Raw genomic sequence first — 18,257 nt, forward strand, 5'->3', positions numbered from 1 at the left:
TAGCACCACCTATGAAAAAGAACTAGGATGGAAAAAAAAACACACTATACCGTGTGTTCTCCCTTTCATTTCAAGTTATATTTAGCAATCTTTCGATAAAGACTAGCTATATGAATTTTTAAAATTTGGGCTGCCTTTGTCCGATCGCCATTAGATACTTTTAAAGCTTGCTGAATAGCAGCAATTTCAGCCTTAGAGACCGCATCTTCTAAACTCATTGCCATTGTGATTCCTTCTGCCTCATTTATATGTTCAGTCATTTCATAAGGTGATAAAATAAATGAACCTTCCATTGTAAGCGTATCACCCTCGATCATATTCATTCCACGTTCAATAAAGGCTTTTAATTCTCTCACATTTCCAGGCCACTCATAACTTATGAGCCATTCCTGTAACTCAGGCGCTAAATATCTTACATTTTGAACTAATTTCTCATTTAATTCATCGATAAAATGATATGCCAATGGCAGAATGTCCTCTTTTCTTTGACGAAGAGAAGGAATTTTCAATTCAAATACATACAATCTGTAAAATAAATCCTGTCTGAACTTTCCTTCCTGTACAAGCATTTTTAAATCCCGATTCGTTGCGGCAATGATTCGGATATCGACATTTATACTCCCTGTTCCCCCAAGCCTTTCTACCTCACGTTCCTGCAATACCCGAAGCAGTTTTCCCTGGGCTTGATAAGGAAGTTCAGATATTTCGTCTAAAAAAAGCGTTCCATTTTGCGCTAATTCAATTTTGCCTGGCTTCCCTTCTTTTTTTGCACCGCTGAATGCACCTGCTTCATATCCAAAAACCTCGGATTCAAATAATTCATCGGGGATGGCAGCACAGTTAACCGCTATAAAGGGCTGATTCTTCCTTGAACTGAGACCGTGGATTGCTTGGGCAAAAAGTTCCTTCCCCGTTCCACTTGCCCCTGTAAGTAACACAGTGGAGTTACTCGCACCGATTCTTGCAGCCAACTCTTTGATTTGGTTCATCGATGGGCTTTCCCCAATTATATCCTCGAAACTATACCGAATATTGTTATTTATTATGTTCTTTATTCTCGGTTTCTCTATTGTTTTCATAAAAGAGTTTAATTCATAAATGCTGATCTCATCTTTTCTTAAAATAATCGAATAAACAGTTTGATTGCTTAGTTTATCGACTCGAATTAAACAGGACTGGTTCTTTATTACGCCGAAAATCACGTTTTGTTGTTGAGTAGCAGGAGTTAATTTTTTTGAATTACCTTCTATCACTTGACCTAAAGAGACACCAAGCAATTCCGACATGGTAAAAGGAAAATGATGAAAAAAATCAGGACTAGCGTCACTGACAAAACCATTTTCATCAACTACAATAAAACCCCATTGCCCTACATGGTTTTGCAAATTTGTTATATTTTCCATGTTCCCCACCTAAGAAATGTGACTCGGTAAGACTAGGATGACGGCCTGTCCTTTAACCACTTCATTTCGATTTTGGTTATAACAATTAACCTTTAGTGTTACCCAATTGCGCTCATGGTTTATATCAATAATTTCTAGTTCGGCAGTAATCTCATCCCCTATATGTACGGGATAATAAAAGACTAATTCCTTTTGAAGTAGCACACACGCACTTCCAGGCAGCTTTTGGCTGATTACCTGAGTGATTAAGCCTTCCGTTAGTAACCCGGGAACTATCGGTTTACTGTAAAAAGTTATCCAATCATCTTCAATTTTTTGATAAACAGGACTAAAATCTTTTGTTAACTCATTACATAACCTTACATCACTATCATTAAATGTCCGTTTGAGTCGCCCAATTTGTCCTATAAACAATTTATCAATGATTAAACTCATGCATTTATTCTCCTATAATTAATTAAAATATTGTGAATATTACATTTATACCTTCAACTATACCTTTAACTTCTCTTGAAAGCAATGTCGACATCGACTATGCTGTCAGCGATCCGCCCCATCATGATGGTATTATAGTAATTCTCGTCAGATAGCAGTTTGTCTTTTTTTAATATCCCTTCTACTTCAAAACCATATTTTTGGTAAAGCTTTATAGCTTTATGATTGGTTTCGAGTACAGTCAAAGTTATTTTTTTAATTTCATTTGAGTCTGCCCAATGAATTGATTCTTTTAAAAAGTTTTGACCTATCCCATATCCCCAATATTCTTTTAATACACAGACGCCAAATTCTACTTTATGAGCCATTCTTTTCAATTTGTTCCCTTCACATCTCGAAAAACCTACAATACTTTCATTTACCTCAGCTACTAAAAAGAGGTTACGACTACTTTCTGTATCCTCTTTAATGATCTGTTTAAAACCTGCTTCATCAATGTACGCTTCGCCTTTTTCTCTATCTAAATTTTCTGTTTCACCATCAATTTGCAATCGTACTTCCGACAAACTTTTCGCATCCTGCGCTAATGCAGATCTGACAATATAATGTAAATCATTTTTTTTAAATTCTTTTAGGCTAACTCTCATTACAAAGCCCTCCAAGCATGTGGTTTATTTCACAACATAAAGCAAACTTCTCCAGAGAAAAAGCTGTCGATTAAAAAACCTCGACAGCCGTTAAAATCCCTATCAACTTTTTAACTATAACAGTCCAACCATCTTAAGGCCATGGAATATCCCATTTTCTTCAACCGATTTGGTTACATATTTGGCAACTTCCTTTACCTGCTCAACAGCATTCCCCATTGCTACACTATTCTTAACAGATGAGAGCATTTCCATATCATTCAGACCATCTCCAAAGGCAAATTGTCGTTCTGCAGGATAGCCCAGTTTTTCAACTATCCTCTCAATACCTTTGGCTTTTGACCCTCCTCTGGGAAGTACATCGACCGAAACAGGATGCCATCTCACAAAATCAAAGTCCTGAAATTCCTTTTCGTATTGTCTCTCTTCCCCAACATGACAAAAAAGAAGTGTTTGATACAACTCACGACCTTTGTAATAATACGGGTCATGGGTTGGAAACCTGTTGATTTTTAATGTATCAATGCTTTCCTTAATGTAAGCATGCTCCGGAACATTCGCTTTCATATCTTCATGGTCCATAAACACCACGGGATGGTTATTATGTAGGGCTGCTTCTGCTAATTTTTCTAGGGAAGTAATCTTTAAAGGATTGGTATATAGAACGTCCCCATCTAACACAACATATTGTCCGTTATAACTTACATAAGTATTAATATCTAATTCCTTTCGCAATTCTTCAAACATAAAAGGGGCACGTCCGGTGGCTATTGCTACTTCATGTCCTTGTTCCTTTAATGTAAAAATTGCGTCCTTGGTGGATTTAGGTAGTTCCTTATCATGTGTAAGTAAGGTTCCATCTATATCAAAAAAAATAACACTTTGATTTGTCATTCTTGTTCCCACTTTCGATGTATTAATAATAGTTTAATTTATGAAACCCGTTTCATGTCAACTCGAAAGTTAAAGATTTTTCTATTAATTGGATGGTTTATCTGTAATATAAAAAATGACAACTTTAGGTTTTTTATCAGAATTTATGGGTAGATAACCTTCTCAATTCGTCTAGGGTTAATATTAATATTCATCTTTACTTTAATTACTATTCGATTACTTTCGGGAAGATAAAAAAATAAAGACTGTCAAGGAAATCCTGACAGCCTGTTTAAACTATTCGCTTCAGTTTTAGCACATTTTTTGCCACATTCTATTGCTATCAGGCACAGAACTTTGTTCAATGATTGAGTAAGCAGCATTTGTAATCGCTTGTGCCAACGTATCCCCTGTCGCACAAATTTCATTAAAGCATACCTTTGCGGCACCTGTCATTTTATACGTAAACCCTAACTCTTTTAATTTTCCAACAATCACCATAGCATGCTCAATGTTTTGCTCAGGTTGAAACTCAGACTCGTGGATGAAAATTCCCTTTTCATAATCATACCATCGATCCCATCTATTTAATTTCCAACCTAGTATTCTACGAGCGATCGAGTCAATTTTGATCATTTACCATTTCCCCTTTTTAATTATGTTATATAACAGTTCTTTTATTTAATCATAATTATATAACAGACTTCATTTTATTTCTAGTATATATTAGAAAATTCCCAAAAAAAAACATTTATTCAATCTAAATGTGTCTAAATGTTAATTGAAAGAAGCTCAATCAGAATAGATTGAGCTATTACGGTTAACTCATCTCAAAATCATAAACTTTCACAATTTAAACACAATAGACTATACTTGTATTCACTATTCTTTTTCCATCAGAAATAAAAGATTTACTGACAAACGATTAGTTCTTTTAAGGATAGGGAAATAATCTACAAAGGGGTGAAAAAAATGAGAGTTGACCTGACAAAAGAAGCGTATAATCAACTTGTTACGCTCTTACAAGAAAAGCATATGGTGAGAATTAACGCAATTCGAACTACCGGTTGAGGTGCAACTGTTATGTTTGAACTTGCTCAGGATGAGCAAGTAGAAGATGATGAAGTATATCCAATCGAGGAAGTTAGCGTCCTAATTAACCCAACTGTTAAACAATATCTAGAGGGAGATATTATCATTGATCATAACAAAAATTACGGTTTCATTCTCAAGAATAGTAATGAAATCCTAACATTTGGCATGAAGTTCAAAAAGAGTTCATAACCCTCTTTTCTTATCAACTGCCCTTCTAGGGAGCCTTTCCCCCAAATCAAGAATGGTATAAATATTATATGATAGTTGAGCCGCACCGACCATTTTTATCCTTTTTAGGAGTTTTTTTATGGGGCAGGGTAGCGGTTTTTTATTTTTTATAATTTTTAATAATAATTACACTTTGGACAAGCCTGAAAATGGTCTTTACCATGTCCACATTGAACACATTTTCCAGTGTGTTGTTTTCCATTCTTACTTATCCATTGATCGTACGTTATCCGAAAAGAACCTTCATCATTTAAGTATTTGATGTAATCTTTACCGTAAGGAAATATCATTTGTGTCACCTCCAGTATCTAATATTAATGTATGCGCTTTCATAACGAAAAAACACAACTCATAAAAATTATCTAATCTCACCTATAGCAAATCTGCGGTACTCATCGTCTATTTTATAAACAATTGCATGCATCTATAAATCGTTGGAAATAGTAACAATATGTACTGTTTACATTTTTTCGTCAGAATATTGAAGTAGTTCGGAGGGCTGTGTAGAATGAAAAACATGAAAAATGATGCCGTTGAAGCAAATCAAAAGATGGATAATCTATTTAATGAAGCTGGGTCTAGGAGTTTTTCAGGAGATTCTGAAGCAGAAACGGCCAATCATCAAATCCAAGAACAGTTTTATGGAAGTAACCAAGCGGACCATTCACTTCCCTTTCACGTAGACATCAACAATCCACCAATTAAAAAATAAAAATGAGCCTTTTTTGTGCATATTGGCATAAAAAAGGCTCTTTTCTATATTTGATTCTTATGACAGAATTCAAATTTCCGAGTACAATGAAAAAGGAAAAGGAGTGAAAACATGAACATATATTATGAAGTAATCCCTGACGAGAAAATAGAGTACTGTCGAGATTTGTGCAATGAACTCATGGCCTTTCAAAAATCAAAAGCATACATAACACCTGAATTGTTTGACAGCATGAATTTTGAGACGCGAATGATTCCTTCCCTAAATAGTGCACTACATAATTATACTGTGGTAGTAAAAGATGATGAGAAAATAGTCGGTTATGTATACTCTAATATTTCTCCTAAAGAAGCCTATTCAAATGACTTCGCCACTTTTTTTGACCTTTCATCTGTTAGGAAAAACAATGTGGGATGTTTATCCAATTTTTATATTAAAGAAGAGTACAGACGATACGGGATCGGCTCAACCCTTTTCAATATGTCGATGAAATGGTTGAAACAATTTGAAGATGTTGAAGATTATTTTATCTTTGTCTCGAATGGCAATATTGACGCCTTGGAATTTTACAACCATAAAGGATTTACTGTTAGTCATGATATAATGGATGGTTTTATTACCGTTCTACGAAGCCAAAAACAATTATTAAAATAAGTTAGAAGTTTTATAGCTGCCATCCTATAACTCTAAAAGGACTAACTGTATTAGTTAGCCCTTTATTCAAATTTTAAATGAATACATTAAACCCAGGTATAATACAGCAATAAAACAGATTCCAAATGCTACAGATAATTTTGGTCTAGTCTTATTAAAACTCATGAAAATCATCATTAAAAAAATAATCGAACATAGGATTAATAATCCCGATTGTAGAGATAGGGCAAAATGGGTTTGTAAGGTTGAAACAATATCCATATCTAACAACGTTTCTACCCATTTAGATGCGCCCTCAGTTTTAACAGTAAAATCAACATCATGTGGAGGTGATAATGTCCCTAGTACACCGGTTATATAAAAAATGACAAATAAGAAAATACTCTCTCCTTTTAACCAAGGACGAGGATTAAAATCTGAATGTTTTAGGGATTTTCTTGCAAGAATACCATTTATGAAAGCAAAGACTAAAACAGGAATGATAGATATATGTTTTAACAGCAACATTTGACCATATGGTAATGCCCACGCCTTAACGTAGTTTTTTGGCTCTACTACATAAAACATAAGGATGAATCCACTTATAATAGTAAAGATAAAACAAATCAATGCCATTGGCGTAAACCACCGTAATACTTTTGACCAATTCGGCAGCTCCTTAGTAAACCAAGTAAGATGAATTAAAACCCCTACCCACAATGTGACCATTAAAAAATGGAGGCTATGAGAAATTAATCCCGCCCAAAATGACAGTGATGCCACATGACTGGAGTAGCCAACTGCTAAAATCATCAGAATAAGCCAAAGGGCTTGAATATATTTTGAACCGTTTACCATGAGGGTAATCCATAAGAAGGTTGCCATAAAGCCGATAAATAACCAGGCCTTCCCCACTTGAAAATCCAATAAAACTGCCTGTATAGCTACACTGAGACCCATACCACCAATAAAATAGTTAATCGTTTGGACAATAGGGGCTAATGAAAATATGATAATTCCGAGAGTTGAAAGCAGTAAAAACGGTTTGGCAATAATTATGTTAGGCTTATTTGCCTCAGGTACAAATTGAAGGGCAACATGCCCGACTAAAATGGAAAACAAAAAATAATTTCCAAATTCAGCAATCGGTATGAAATAGTTCATATTATCTCTTCTTTCTAAATAAAACTAGTGACCCGATCACTATAACTAATAAGACAACAATAATTACAATTGTTGAATTTGATGAAGAATCAGTGTTTTCATTTTTGGTATTTTCCACTTTTGTGGTTTGCTTTTTCGGTTCTTCTTTTTTCGGTTCTTCTTTTGTCACAGTTCCAGAATCTTTTGTATCTGTTGGTGGAGCTGATTTCACTTCTTTTTGAACAGTGAATGGAATTTCACCCGATATCGTATGACCATCTTCACCAGCGATACTCCAATTAAGTGTAAAAGCCCCGTCTTCCAGTGGCTCAGATAAATTTCCAATTAGTTGTTTATCATTTGGTCCAACACTAGCAAATGGAATCTCTTGACCATCCTTCATTAATTTCATCGTACTCAAAGATTCAATTTTACCTTCAAACGTGAGAACAAGTTCTTTTCGGTCTTCTTTTACAACTTGTCCTGGCGCTGGATTGGAGGATAGTAGTTCAGTATGTGCACTAGCAATGGACGGAAGCATCACAAAAATTCCAATAAAAAATAAAAGTAGTTTTTTCAATTTCGTTACCCCTTTTTCTAAATACTTATATAATAAATTCCATCAATCTTAATCTTGAAGGATAACTACTTGATTTTCAAGCAATATTTCTGCCATTCCATTCTTTTTTCCGATTGACTTAACGCGTATGTATCAAAAAAACCAACTGATGGAACAGCTGGCAAATTAAGATTCGTCAATAACGTTATTCTTCCTCTTTTGCTGCTTTGTTTACCTGCTCTTTAAAATCGTTATAGGTATTTCCCTCAAATTTTATACCATTAATAAAGATTGTTGGGGTACTGGTAATCCCTAGCTTTCCAGCAGCATTCATATCTTTATTCCATTCCTCTTCTGATTGATTATTTTTAATGGCAGTAACCACTTTTTTCACTTCATCTTCTGAGGCAATTTCGCTCAAAGTATCCTCAAGAAAGGACTCTGTATATATATCCATTTGTTCAGCTTTTGTATCCTCAGGCATTTTTCCATATAAAAGTTCATGGAACTTCCAAAATGTATCATTGCCCAATTCTTTCAAAACAGCTTCTGCAAATTTAGCAGAACGGGTAGAATCTACATTGATAAATGAATAATTCATAAAGTAGAATGAAGCTTTTCCTGTCTCAATAAAATCCTTCTCAATATTTAGGAAAAGTGTATCATTAAAATTTTTACAATAAGGACATTTATAATCACCAAACTCTACAATTTTTACGGGGGCAGACTCGTTTCCTAAAACAGGTTGTCCTTCATAATCAATAGCTTTTTTCTCGGTTGAATTCGTTAAAAAAATTAACCCCACAAGACAAACCGCTATTAAACCAATAATCCAGAACATAAATTTAGATGATTGATCCTTTGCTTTCTTAGTACTTTTAGCCATTTTTCCACCTTCTAAAATGTTATTTTTATGCAAGTTTTTACACTACACATTGTAGTGTAAAAAGACATAGACGGTCAAGAAATTAAAATTATTAATTCAGCCAAATGGTTAAAGGATTGGAAAACACCAACCCTTTAACACACTTGGATAATTATAAACTATCATGATTATGCCATTACCAACATGAATAATATTAAAATAAAGACGTTAAAAGAAATGACGATAGACATCATCTGTATTTTTACAGGAATGGATTGTTGTGGACTTATTAATTGTTGAAGCCTGTAATCGACTGTGCCATCTGTGAATTTCACCAAAGCTGGAACTAAATTGAAATCCATTTTATGTTGTTTCTTTATTAGCTTAATTAAGGCACTTCCTAATCCAATTTCTGAGCCCATACGATTTATCGCAAACTCATCTGCAATAAGTTCAATCATGATCCTATAATTTTGATAGGACCATCTAGTTAGGGGGATATACCACATAACTTCAGAAATAATTTGTAAAATAAAAACCTTAATTCCATCCGAATGCTTTTGATGCGAAGTTTCGTGGAATATGACCGCTTCTAATTCCTTCAAATCCAGCATTTCAATTAGTGTGTTGGACAGAACAATGACTGGTTTCCAAAATCCAAATGTAAAGGCCAACAGTTCCGAATTATTAATAACCACAATATCATTATTTTTTCGGTAGAAAAATTGATTTACTTCTTGAGTCTTACTTTTATTAAGCAGTTGTTGAATTTGATGTTGAAACGACTTTAAAAGGTAAACTTGCTTAAGAACCCTGTTACAAATGATAAATAAAGAATAAAAAATAAAAGAGTTCACGAGCAGGAACATAACTAAATAGGCAATAGTACCTTTTTTAAACAAACTTACGCAAAAATTAAAAATATTATAAGGTTCGAATGGTCCAATGAAAATATTTACTAGATACATTGTCATTTGAATAAACAAAATGATAGCAAAAAAAAGAGCTAGTCCAAAAACGGCAATGGATTTTTGTTTCAATCTCATATTAACTTCTATCCTTTTTTAATTGCTCTATTTTTTGTTCCAACTTTTGAATTAACCGATCGTCCACTTCTGTTAAAGAATCTAGCATATGATTGACGACTAATCCACCAAATTCATCTAACAGGTTTTCTGTTAATTTTTTTGATTGATTAGTTATAAATTCCTCTTTTGTCAATACAGGTTTAAAAAATGATGTTCTTCCTTCTACTCTTTTCGTAAGTATATTTTTCTCGACCAGACGATTCATTACGGTCATAACCGTATTAAAGTTTATAGGTTTCTCGTTTTCTAATAGGTGTTGAACTTCTTTGATACTTTTTTCGCAGCTATTCCAAAGAATGTTCATAATCTTTGACTCTAGTGGACCAAAAAAGCGGTTAAGTCCCTCTTGGTCAAAACGAAAATTATTTATGGTCATATCATTCACCCTTCCATTACACATTGTAGTGTATATATTTTTGTTTTTCAATAGAACAAAGCGGATGTCCCATAAGGGGTCAGACCCCTTATGGAACATCCGCTTTTCATTTAGCATTTATGTTTAGTCATTTAGACAAATTCCATCATCCTCAATATGACCAGACTTATTAATTTTTGTTTGTAAATACTTCTCGTTGTATTCAGAAATATCCCCCCATAAGGGTTCTCTTCCAGAAACCACTAACCCGGCATTTTTTAATGCCATGAGTTTTTTCGGATTATTTGTAATAAGTGTAACAGGTTTAGAGCGTAATGCTTTAAGTACTAGGATTGCATCTCCATAATTTCTCGAATCATCTACAAAACCAAGTCCCGCATTTGCTTCCACTGTGTCATAGCCGTTTTCTTGAAGTAAATATGCCATTGCCTTACTAAATAAACCAATTCCTCTTCCTTCATGATTCGCCAAATAGAATAATGCTCCAGTTCCATGGTCTGAAATCATCTTCATTGATTTTTTTAATTGGAAGCCACAATCACATCGCTTACTTCCGAATATATCTCCGGTGTGACAAATGGAATGAAATCGAATGATGGCATCATCCCCATATCCAAAGTCTCCATATACTAAGACGCTAGACTGTTGAAATTCTGCCAAATTAACGGAAGATAATTTGAGTATAATTTTTTCAAAGTCCTCCGTTACCTCATCACAGTTCAGCCAACAATACCATTTAAAAACGACTGTTTCACCGTATAAATTAACGGGAAGTCGAATCGGACCAACTAAATAGATCGCCCCTTTTTCTGTTTTTATTAATTGAATTTTATCCTCTAATACAGTAATAACTTTAGAATCAAGAGCTGGTTTCATTCCATGAACCCCTTTTTATATAGTTAAAAATATAAAGAAAGAGCATTCCGCTTTAGAAATACTCTACCTTTTGTATTAGGTATAACATTGCCTTTTATGCTTGTATTATGCTCCTCTTACAAATGTTAGCCTCTTATTCTTTAACCCGCAATAGCCTTAAACTGTTAAGTGTCACGAGTAAAGTTGCTCCCATATCAGCAAATATTGCAATCCATAGTGTTAACCAACCAGGGATAATTAACAGTAAGGCTAATAACTTAATCGCTAATGAAAAGGAAATGTTTTGCTTAATGATTCTTAAAGCTTTCCGACTTAATTTTATCGTATATGGTAATTTACTCAAATCATCAGACATTAAAGCAATATCGGCTGTTTCTAATGCTGTATCTGTCCCTGCACCACCCATCGCTACACCAACGTTTGATGCAGCGAGGGCAGGTGCGTCGTTTACACCATCTCCAACCATTGCAACCTTTTGATAGTTGGCTCGAAGCTCTTTAATATATTTCAGCTTATCTTCAGGAAGTAAATCCGCTTTAATCTCCGAAACCCCTACTTCTGTTCCAATCGCTGCAGCTGTTCGTTGATTATCACCTGTTAGCATTACCGTTTTTTCAATTCCTGCTTGATGAAGTTTATGAATAACAGATTTGGAAGATGCTCGTATTTCATCTGCAACAGCAATAAAGGATAAAATTTCTTTTGCTGTTCCTAACACCATCACGGTTTTACCTTGCATCTGCAATTCAACCATCTTTTGTTTACGGGTGTTTTCAATCCTTCCATGAAGCTCTTCAAATAGAGCAGGACTTCCAACATAATACATGCAATTATTAACACTTGCTTTTACACCTTTACCTGTAATGGATTGAAACTCCTCTACAGGAACATCATGAAAAAGTAAACCCATTTCTTCCGCCTTTCTCATTATGGCTGAACCAAGTGGATGTTGTGACCCTTTTTCAATCGCTGCAGTAATCGTCAACCAATCATTTTCATTTCCATCATATGTCAATATGTCGGTTACTGTTGGAACACCTTTCGTTAACGTTCCTGTTTTATCAAAAGCAATAACTTTTAGTATACCTGCTTCTTCAAGGTGAACTCCACCTTTGATTAGGACACCATTCCTCGCAGCATTTCCTATTGCCGTTACAACAGCAACCGGAGTTGAAACAACTAATGCGCAGGGACAGCCAACCACTAATGCAGCCAATCCCTGATAAACCCATTCATCCCAAGCCCCTCCAAATAATAACGGTGGAATAATCGCGATCAATACAGCCAAAACAATAATAGCCGGTGTATAATATTTTGCAAATTTATCAACAAATGCCTGAGATGGTGCCCGCTCTGCCTGGGCTTCTTCAACTAAATGAATGATTTTCGCTAAAGTTGTATCCTCTATTTTTTTGGTTACTTTTATTTCGAGGAGCCCTTCCTCATTCAAGGTTCCCGCAAAGACCTCATCCTTAACCGTTTTGGTTACTGGAACACTTTCCCCCGTAATAGCTGCTTGATTTATTGTAGAGATCCCCTTTATGACAGTTCCATCCATCGCAAGTTTTTGACCCGGTTTAACAATCATAATATCTCCCACTTGAATATCCTCAACGTGAACCATCATTTCTTTTTTTTCACGACGAATTAACGCTTCTTTTGGAGCAATATCGAGCAATGATTCGATCGAATGACGGGCTTTATCCAGCGAATAACGTTCTAGGACCTCACTAATGGCAAATAAGATTACAACGGTTGCACCCTCACCCCATTCACCTATTAGAGCTGCTCCTATAATGGCAATAGTCATTAAGGTGCTCATATCGAAATTTAGTCGCGTTAAGTTTTTAAACCCTTTTAAGAATAACGAATATCCTCCGATAATGATCGATAGAGCGTATCCAAATGTTGAAATAAGTTCTTCTCCAATTTGCTCGCCCAAATACCAGCTAATCACAAGCAATATCCCTGATAGATAAACTTTAAAGGCTTCTTTTTGTTTCCAAAATGGTATTCGTTCTACTTTTTTTTCATTTTCGTCACGTACTTTTAAGTTTTCAAAAGCTCCTGCCTTTTCTAATGCTTCGATTGTCGTATTTCCTGTAACCGTTATTTTAGAGGCACCAAAGTTTACTCTTGCATCCAAAACACCATCCAGGTGTTTTACGTTCGTTTCGAACGTTTTTGCACAGTTTGCTCAGGACAGTCCCTGAACTCGGTAAGTTTTTTCTTCTTGTATGGCCATTTTAACTTTTTGTTCAGACATTCACTGTCACCTCTCTTTTATGTGTTAACGCAATATCGATTAACCGCTTAATATGATCATCATCTAGCGAATAAAACGCCAACTTTCCTTCTTTACGGAACTTGACCACACCTTGCTTATGAAGTGATCGTAGGTGATGAGATGCATTCGCAACCGTTGAACCAATAATATTAGCTATATCACAAACACAGAGCTCTTCATCCTTACATAATGCATAGGTAATTTTTGCTCTGTTTTCATCAGCAATTGCTTTAAATAATTGGGCAACACTAGAAAGATCAACTGAATGTATTTCAGCTTGGATTCGATTTACTTTTTCTTCATCGTAACAATAAATCTCACAGGTATCTTTTTGACTCATTGTCTCACTCCATTCTCATTCAAGTACTTATTTGGTTAAAGTGTATCCCATTATCCTATGAACATTCAAGCCAACATTTGAATAAAAACAAAAAATAGGGCGGATTTAAAAAAGTTCATTTGTCTAGGAATAAAGTCAAATTTATTAGCAGATATTATATTTATTAGTGCATATTAAAAAGAAGAGAAGGAGAGAAATTTTTACATATTAATTTGATTAATGCCTAAGGTGGTGCAAGCAATGGGTTTTTTTGACAGGCTATTTGGAAAATCAATGAAGGAGGAAAAAACAATGCCAAATGAAAAATTAAAAATTGGAATTATTTTAGGTAGTACACGCCAAGGTCGGGTAAGTCCTCAAGTTGGCAAGTGGGTAAAAGAAATTGCAGATAAACGTGGAGATGCAGACTATGAAATTGTCGATATTGCCGACTTTAACTTACCTTTCGTATTTACAACAGCTGGAGATGAACCTGGATTAAAAGCTTGGTCGGAAAAACTAACTAGTTTAGATGGATTCGTATTCATTGTGCAAGAATATAATCACAGTATAACGGGTGCTTTAAAAAATGCCTTGGATACCGCTCGTGAAGAATGGAATAATAAAGCCGCAGGAATTGTCAGCTACGGTTCAACAGGTGGCGCTCGTGCTGCAGAACATTTACGTGGTATCTGTGCAGAATTAGCAATTGCAGATGTTAGAGTCCATCCAACCTTATCCTTATTTACAGATTTCGAAAACGGAACGGATTTCAAACCAGCTGCTTTACACTTAGATAATGTCAATGCAATGCTTGACCAAGTGCTTGCTTGGAGTGGTGCATTAAAAACAGTAAGATAACTTTCTTCTGTTTATAAAAATACCCAGCCAAACGGCTGGGTATTTTCATCTCTTATATTATTTCTTTTAACGATAATATTACCTGATCAATTTCATCGATGGTTGTATTCCTGCCTAAACTAAACCTGATTGCACCCATTCCAACCTCTTCAGGAACTTTCATTTCCTTTAATACTGGTGATAACTCAACACTTCCTGCATGACATGCAGATCCAGTTGAGGCAGCTAAATATGGAATGGCAGCTAATATGTCTTGACCTATTTTTCGAACAAAACAAACATTCAATGTGTTCGGTAATCGGTCCTCAGGATGTCCATTTAATACGACCTTTTCTCCAAACCTATCCTTTAATTGCCTCCAAAAATAGTCACGCAAATCCATTATTTTACTATTTACTAACTGTTGATTTGCGATTTCGCATGCTTTTCCTAATCCCACTGCCAACAAAGTATTTTCCGTCCCTGCTCGCATTCCAAACTCATGCCCTGCTCCATGAATGAGTGGCTCGAGTTGAATTCCCTCTCTTAAATATAGTACGCCAATTCCTTTCGGAGCATATAGTTTATGACCAGCTATCGTTAGCATGTCTACCTTTAAATCATTAACATTGACTGGAACTTTTCCAACGGATTGAGATGCATCAGTATGAAACGCAATTCCATACCTTTCTGCCATTTCCCCAATTTCTTTAATTGGTTGTAATGTTCCCACTTCATTATTTGAGTGCATAATCGAAATCAGTATCGTTTCCTTCGTAATTGCCTTTTTGATTTCTTCAGGAGAGACGCGCCCATACTGATCAACCCCTACATAAGTAACCTTTGCTCCCACTTGTTCTAAGAACTTACAAGGATTCATAATTGCAGGGTGTTCAATTTTAGAAGTAATAATATGGTTGCCTTTATTCCGATTTTTAAAATAAAAACCTTTTAAAGCAAGGTTATTGGCTTCACTTCCACCACTGGTAAAGATTATTTCTCTAGATGAACAGCCAATTAATGCGGCCACCTGTTGTCTTGCTTTATGTAATAATTCTTTAACTGGTTGCCCCGCCCAATGTAACGCAGATGGATTCCCATAAAAATCTTGCAGCAATGGTTTCATGGCCTCAACCACTTCAGGAGCCATTGGTGTGCTGGCATTGTAATCAAGATAAATTTTTTTCATATTCCTATTCGCACCTTTCAGTCATTTAACACAATATTCATTTCGTCCCTATAGCCAAGCCTCATCAATAGAGCTATTATCTGCAATTGAATACGCAGCATTCGTAATGGCTTGTGCTAATGTATCACCTGTTTCGCAAATGTCATTAATACAAACCTCTGTATCTCCATTCGATGTATATTTGAAACCGAGTGATTCTAACTTTTCTACAATTAGCATGGCATGAACTAGATTTTGTTCGGGTTGAAAATCAGAAACTTGAATGAAATGACCAGTTTCAAAATCATACCAGCGATCCCATCTATTTAACTTCCAGCCTAGAATTCTACGTGCAATGATTTCAACTTTAGTCATATCCTATTGACTCCTTTTTTCTCTAGTTTTTTAATTTTACCATTTTCAGCGTTTAGGTCCTATATATCAATATCTATTTTTTTATTTTTGACACAAAAAATAAGACCATCATGCTGACAGTCTACACCAAAAGAACCATGGTTTAAAAATAATGCCTGTCCCAACAATTGCTTAATATAGTTGAAAGGACAGGCATGCAATTAACTTTTTGATTTATTAATTTTGTAATTTTTGTGATTGACAATGGTTGTTAGTGGTTCATCTTTTGTTTTTGAGAAGCCATATTGGACTATCACTGAATTTTCCCTAATCCCTGTAACCATACCTTCAAACTCTTCTCCTTCACGTTTAAAGGAAATAACATCGCCAATTTTTGCATTAGCCATTCCATCACCTCGCCCTTATAATGTCCAAAAAAAACTAAACAAATTCTTTACACAATGAAGATTTATCCTTTCATTCCAGCAGATAAATTGGAGCCTTCAATAAAGTACCGTTGGAACAAGAAGAAAATTAAAACAGTAGGGATCAATACCATGACAGACATGGCCATTAAATAATTCCATTGGGTCTGAACACTTCCTTTAAATGTTTGAAGTCCCAGTTGAAGCGTATATAAATTTTCATCGCTTAAATACAATAATGGTCCTAATAGATCATTCCATGCCCCTGTAAAAGTGAAGATTGCGACCGTTACTAGAGCAGGTTTAATCAACGGCATGGTAATCGACCACCAAATACGAAAATGGCTGGCGCCGTCCATGATTGCTGCCTCGATGAGGTCATCAGGGATCGACAGCATAAACTGCCTAATCAGGAAGATATTGAAGGCACTCCCCAAGAAGGCAGGGACAATTAACGGTAAATAAGTATTGACCCAGCCTAATTTAGAAAATAGTACGTATTGTGGTACCATCGTAACAAAACCGGGTAAAAGCATGGTCGAGAGAACCAGTATAAAAAGAGCATTTCGACCTTTAAACCGGATTTTAGCAAATCCATAAGCTACAAACGAATTGACAAGAACATTTCCTATCGTACTTACAACTGCAATAAATAAGGTATTTAGGCTCCATCTTGTAAAAGCTCCAGTTTTCCAGGCCTCAATGTAATTGGAGAAATGGAACTCCTTTGGAAAAAAGGAGGGTGGATATTGCAAAATCTCTTGAGGAGATTTCAGTGAAGTGGATATCATCCACCACAATGGAGTCAATAAAACGGCACTACCTATGAGAAGGATGATAAAGACGAAGATATTTTTAGTCTCAAATTTAAATGGTTTTTTTGGCGGTATTGCTTCGGTTGTTTTCACTTTCCGTCCCCTCCTTCATAGTAAACCCATTTCTTTCCTACCTTCAAATTAATAAGAGTTAGCACCATAATAATAATAAATAAGAACCATCCCATCGCTGAAGCATATCCCATATCAAATGATTTAAAGGCATTATTCCACATATGAAGATTATAGAAAAGCAATGAATTGGATGGTCCACCCGTACCATTTTGGGTCATTACATAAGCCTCTTGGAAAATTTGAAAGGAGCCGATTGTACTTGTAATCAAATCAAAGAATATAATTGGTGTAATCAACGGAAGGGTGATGTGAAAAAACTTTTGTCCATTATTGGCTCCATCTAAAGAAGCTGCTTCATATAAAGAGGGCGAAATACCTTGCATTCTACCAAGATATAATAGCATCCCTCCCCCGACACTCCACATTTTCATCAGAATGAGTGCTGGTTTTGTCCAGTTTGGATCAAACAGCCACGAAGGGCCTTCAATTCCAAAAATACGTAAAAATTGATTAACCAATCCTGTTGAGGGACTTAATAACTGCATCCATAAAAAGTAAACGGCAACACCGGATAGAATGGCGGGCAGATAAAAAATCGTCCTGAAAATTCTCATTCCTTTTACCCTTTGATTTAAAAGAACAGCGACAAAAATTGCTCCAACGGTCGTTAATGGAACAGAAAAAATGACATAGTAGAGCGTATTCCAAAGGGATGTCCAGAACATATCATCTATAGTAAACATTTTCTTGTAGTTATCTAGACCAATATAATTCATTTTAGACGTGATGTTATAATCCGTAAAACTAGCAAATAAAGAGAAAAACAAAGGTCCCGCTGTCAAGCCGACAAAACCAACGAGCCATGGTAAAATGAAGAGGTATCCCGTAATATTCTTTTTCCACCTTAGAAAAGGAACTGACCGGGACGCTAATTTCGATTTGTTTTTTTTGATTGAAATTTCTGGAATTGATTTTTCTATTTGTTCCACAGTCCCTTTTTCCACCATTTACATTCCTTTCTACTGAAGGAAGAGAAGCACT

At 35.4% G+C, this 18,257-nt stretch carries 22 protein-coding genes; 4 read left to right on the top strand and 18 right to left on the bottom strand.

All coding sequences use genetic code 11. The features are described 5' to 3' along the window. Positions 1–65: 65 nt before the first annotated feature. The 5 genes from AC3ANL_RS15180 to AC3ANL_RS15200 all read right to left on the bottom strand — a co-directional run bounded on the left by AC3ANL_RS15180 (position 66) and on the right by AC3ANL_RS15200 (position 3,994). Positions 66–1,403, bottom strand: coding sequence for a sigma-54 interaction domain-containing protein (locus tag AC3ANL_RS15180; protein WP_488325273.1), 1,338 nt, complete (start codon positions 1,401–1,403; stop codon positions 66–68). Between the two features lie 9 nt (positions 1,404–1,412). Then, positions 1,413–1,838, bottom strand: a complete 426-nt coding sequence (locus tag AC3ANL_RS15185) for a hotdog family protein (RefSeq protein WP_488325274.1) — start codon at positions 1,836–1,838, stop codon at positions 1,413–1,415. A 65-nt stretch (positions 1,839–1,903) separates the two neighbouring features. After that, complete coding sequence (locus tag AC3ANL_RS15190; protein ID WP_488325275.1) at positions 1,904–2,485, bottom strand: GNAT family N-acetyltransferase; 582 nt, start codon at positions 2,483–2,485, stop codon at positions 1,904–1,906. 114 nt (positions 2,486–2,599) lie between these two features. Further along, positions 2,600–3,379: a Cof-type HAD-IIB family hydrolase gene (locus tag AC3ANL_RS15195; protein WP_488325276.1), complete on the bottom strand. Its 780-nt coding sequence runs from the start codon at positions 3,377–3,379 to the stop codon at positions 2,600–2,602. A 291-nt stretch (positions 3,380–3,670) separates the two neighbouring features. Continuing rightward, positions 3,671–3,994: a BC1872 family protein gene (locus tag AC3ANL_RS15200; protein ID WP_488325277.1), complete on the bottom strand. Its 324-nt coding sequence runs from the start codon at positions 3,992–3,994 to the stop codon at positions 3,671–3,673. A 447-nt stretch (positions 3,995–4,441) separates the two neighbouring features. On the opposite strand from AC3ANL_RS15200, the gene AC3ANL_RS15205 reads away from it, so the two are divergent. The 3 genes from AC3ANL_RS15205 (at position 4,442) to AC3ANL_RS15215 (ending at position 6,047) form a co-directional block, all read left to right on the top strand. After that, positions 4,442–4,642, top strand: a complete 201-nt coding sequence (locus AC3ANL_RS15205) for a hypothetical protein (RefSeq protein WP_488325278.1) — start codon at positions 4,442–4,444, stop codon at positions 4,640–4,642. A 547-nt stretch (positions 4,643–5,189) separates the two neighbouring features. Continuing rightward, a complete protein-coding gene (locus AC3ANL_RS15210; RefSeq protein ID WP_488325279.1) occupies positions 5,190–5,393 on the top strand; it encodes a hypothetical protein in 204 nt (67 codons plus the stop codon). A gap of 111 nt (positions 5,394–5,504) precedes the next feature. Next, positions 5,505–6,047 (top strand): GNAT family N-acetyltransferase, encoded by a 543-nt coding sequence (locus tag AC3ANL_RS15215; RefSeq protein ID WP_488325280.1) that lies wholly within the window; start codon positions 5,505–5,507, stop codon positions 6,045–6,047. A 66-nt stretch (positions 6,048–6,113) separates the two neighbouring features. On the opposite strand, the gene AC3ANL_RS15220 is transcribed toward AC3ANL_RS15215, so the two are convergent. From AC3ANL_RS15220 to AC3ANL_RS15255, 8 genes are all read right to left on the bottom strand, one after another. Continuing rightward, positions 6,114–7,190 carry a copper resistance D family protein gene (locus AC3ANL_RS15220; RefSeq protein WP_488325281.1) on the bottom strand — a complete coding sequence of 359 codons (1,077 nt, stop codon included), beginning with the start codon at positions 7,188–7,190 and terminating at the stop codon, positions 6,114–6,116. A 1-nt stretch (position 7,191) separates the two neighbouring features. Beyond that, positions 7,192–7,749, bottom strand: coding sequence for a copper resistance CopC family protein (locus tag AC3ANL_RS15225; protein WP_488325282.1), 558 nt, complete (start codon positions 7,747–7,749; stop codon positions 7,192–7,194). A gap of 184 nt (positions 7,750–7,933) precedes the next feature. Continuing rightward, positions 7,934–8,614, bottom strand: coding sequence for a DsbA family protein (locus tag AC3ANL_RS15230; RefSeq protein ID WP_488325283.1), 681 nt, complete (start codon positions 8,612–8,614; stop codon positions 7,934–7,936). 167 nt (positions 8,615–8,781) lie between these two features. Beyond that, positions 8,782–9,639, bottom strand: coding sequence for a M56 family metallopeptidase (locus tag AC3ANL_RS15235; protein ID WP_488325284.1), 858 nt, complete (start codon positions 9,637–9,639; stop codon positions 8,782–8,784). Position 9,640: 1 nt separating this feature from the next. Continuing rightward, complete coding sequence (locus AC3ANL_RS15240) at positions 9,641–10,057, bottom strand: BlaI/MecI/CopY family transcriptional regulator (protein ID WP_488325285.1); 417 nt, start codon at positions 10,055–10,057, stop codon at positions 9,641–9,643. Positions 10,058–10,180: 123 nt separating this feature from the next. Beyond that, the gene (locus AC3ANL_RS15245; protein WP_488325286.1) at positions 10,181–10,933 is read right to left on the bottom strand and encodes a GTP cyclohydrolase II; all 753 of its coding nucleotides are present in this window, start codon (positions 10,931–10,933) and stop codon (positions 10,181–10,183) included. A 133-nt stretch (positions 10,934–11,066) separates the two neighbouring features. After that, on the bottom strand, positions 11,067–13,199 hold the full coding sequence (locus AC3ANL_RS15250; RefSeq protein WP_488325287.1) for a heavy metal translocating P-type ATPase: 2,133 nt from the start codon (positions 13,197–13,199) through the stop codon (positions 11,067–11,069). Beyond that, a complete protein-coding gene (locus tag AC3ANL_RS15255; RefSeq protein WP_488325288.1) occupies positions 13,192–13,560 on the bottom strand; it encodes an ArsR/SmtB family transcription factor in 369 nt (122 codons plus the stop codon). The genes AC3ANL_RS15250 and AC3ANL_RS15255 overlap by 8 nt, the downstream gene beginning before the upstream one ends. Positions 13,561–13,800: 240 nt before the next feature. On the opposite strand from AC3ANL_RS15255, the gene AC3ANL_RS15260 reads away from it, so the two are divergent. Continuing rightward, a complete protein-coding gene (locus AC3ANL_RS15260) occupies positions 13,801–14,400 on the top strand; it encodes an NADPH-dependent FMN reductase (RefSeq protein WP_488325289.1) in 600 nt (199 codons plus the stop codon). Positions 14,401–14,452: 52 nt separating this feature from the next. Here AC3ANL_RS15260 and AC3ANL_RS15265 read toward each other — a convergent pair whose 3' ends face one another. The 5 genes from AC3ANL_RS15265 to AC3ANL_RS15285 form a co-directional block, all read right to left on the bottom strand. Further along, positions 14,453–15,568 (bottom strand): cysteine desulfurase family protein, encoded by a 1,116-nt coding sequence (locus tag AC3ANL_RS15265; RefSeq protein ID WP_488325290.1) that lies wholly within the window; start codon positions 15,566–15,568, stop codon positions 14,453–14,455. 48 nt (positions 15,569–15,616) lie between these two features. Further along, positions 15,617–15,922, bottom strand: a complete 306-nt coding sequence (locus AC3ANL_RS15270) for a BC1872 family protein (protein WP_488325291.1) — start codon at positions 15,920–15,922, stop codon at positions 15,617–15,619. 200 nt (positions 15,923–16,122) lie between these two features. Further along, positions 16,123–16,308 (bottom strand): DUF2187 family protein, encoded by a 186-nt coding sequence (locus AC3ANL_RS15275; RefSeq protein ID WP_488325292.1) that lies wholly within the window; start codon positions 16,306–16,308, stop codon positions 16,123–16,125. Positions 16,309–16,370: 62 nt separating this feature from the next. Next, on the bottom strand, positions 16,371–17,234 hold the full coding sequence (locus tag AC3ANL_RS15280) for a carbohydrate ABC transporter permease (RefSeq protein ID WP_488325293.1): 864 nt from the start codon (positions 17,232–17,234) through the stop codon (positions 16,371–16,373). Continuing rightward, on the bottom strand, positions 17,231–18,205 hold the full coding sequence (locus AC3ANL_RS15285; protein ID WP_488325294.1) for a carbohydrate ABC transporter permease: 975 nt from the start codon (positions 18,203–18,205) through the stop codon (positions 17,231–17,233). Before AC3ANL_RS15285 ends, AC3ANL_RS15280 begins: the two co-directional genes overlap by 4 nt. Between the last annotated feature and the right edge of the window lie 52 nt (positions 18,206–18,257).

Source organism: Neobacillus sp. DHD-1R (assembly GCF_057747995.1).

Excerpts from the sequence above, each read along its gene's own strand:
- AC3ANL_RS15180 (WP_488325273.1), bottom strand. The coding sequence starts at position 1,403 with ATGGAAAATATAACAAATTTGCAAAACCATGTAGGGCAATGGGGTTTT.
- AC3ANL_RS15185 (WP_488325274.1), bottom strand. The coding sequence starts at position 1,838 with ATGAGTTTAATCATTGATAAATTGTTTATAGGACAAATTGGGCGACTC.
- AC3ANL_RS15190 (WP_488325275.1), bottom strand. The coding sequence starts at position 2,485 with ATGAGAGTTAGCCTAAAAGAATTTAAAAAAAATGATTTACATTATATT.
- AC3ANL_RS15195 (WP_488325276.1), bottom strand. The coding sequence starts at position 3,379 with ATGACAAATCAAAGTGTTATTTTTTTTGATATAGATGGAACCTTACTT.
- AC3ANL_RS15200 (WP_488325277.1), bottom strand. The coding sequence starts at position 3,994 with ATGATCAAAATTGACTCGATCGCTCGTAGAATACTAGGTTGGAAATTA.
- AC3ANL_RS15205 (WP_488325278.1), top strand. The coding sequence starts at position 4,442 with ATGTTTGAACTTGCTCAGGATGAGCAAGTAGAAGATGATGAAGTATAT.
- AC3ANL_RS15210 (WP_488325279.1), top strand. The coding sequence starts at position 5,190 with ATGAAAAACATGAAAAATGATGCCGTTGAAGCAAATCAAAAGATGGAT.
- AC3ANL_RS15215 (WP_488325280.1), top strand. The coding sequence starts at position 5,505 with ATGAACATATATTATGAAGTAATCCCTGACGAGAAAATAGAGTACTGT.
- AC3ANL_RS15220 (WP_488325281.1), bottom strand. The coding sequence starts at position 7,190 with ATGAACTATTTCATACCGATTGCTGAATTTGGAAATTATTTTTTGTTT.
- AC3ANL_RS15230 (WP_488325283.1), bottom strand. The coding sequence starts at position 8,614 with ATGGCTAAAAGTACTAAGAAAGCAAAGGATCAATCATCTAAATTTATG.
- AC3ANL_RS15235 (WP_488325284.1), bottom strand. The coding sequence starts at position 9,639 with ATGAGATTGAAACAAAAATCCATTGCCGTTTTTGGACTAGCTCTTTTT.
- AC3ANL_RS15240 (WP_488325285.1), bottom strand. The coding sequence starts at position 10,057 with ATGACCATAAATAATTTTCGTTTTGACCAAGAGGGACTTAACCGCTTT.
- AC3ANL_RS15245 (WP_488325286.1), bottom strand. The coding sequence starts at position 10,933 with ATGAAACCAGCTCTTGATTCTAAAGTTATTACTGTATTAGAGGATAAA.
- AC3ANL_RS15255 (WP_488325288.1), bottom strand. The coding sequence starts at position 13,560 with ATGAGTCAAAAAGATACCTGTGAGATTTATTGTTACGATGAAGAAAAA.
- AC3ANL_RS15260 (WP_488325289.1), top strand. The coding sequence starts at position 13,801 with ATGGGTTTTTTTGACAGGCTATTTGGAAAATCAATGAAGGAGGAAAAA.
- AC3ANL_RS15265 (WP_488325290.1), bottom strand. The coding sequence starts at position 15,568 with ATGAAAAAAATTTATCTTGATTACAATGCCAGCACACCAATGGCTCCT.
- AC3ANL_RS15270 (WP_488325291.1), bottom strand. The coding sequence starts at position 15,922 with ATGACTAAAGTTGAAATCATTGCACGTAGAATTCTAGGCTGGAAGTTA.
- AC3ANL_RS15275 (WP_488325292.1), bottom strand. The coding sequence starts at position 16,308 with ATGGCTAATGCAAAAATTGGCGATGTTATTTCCTTTAAACGTGAAGGA.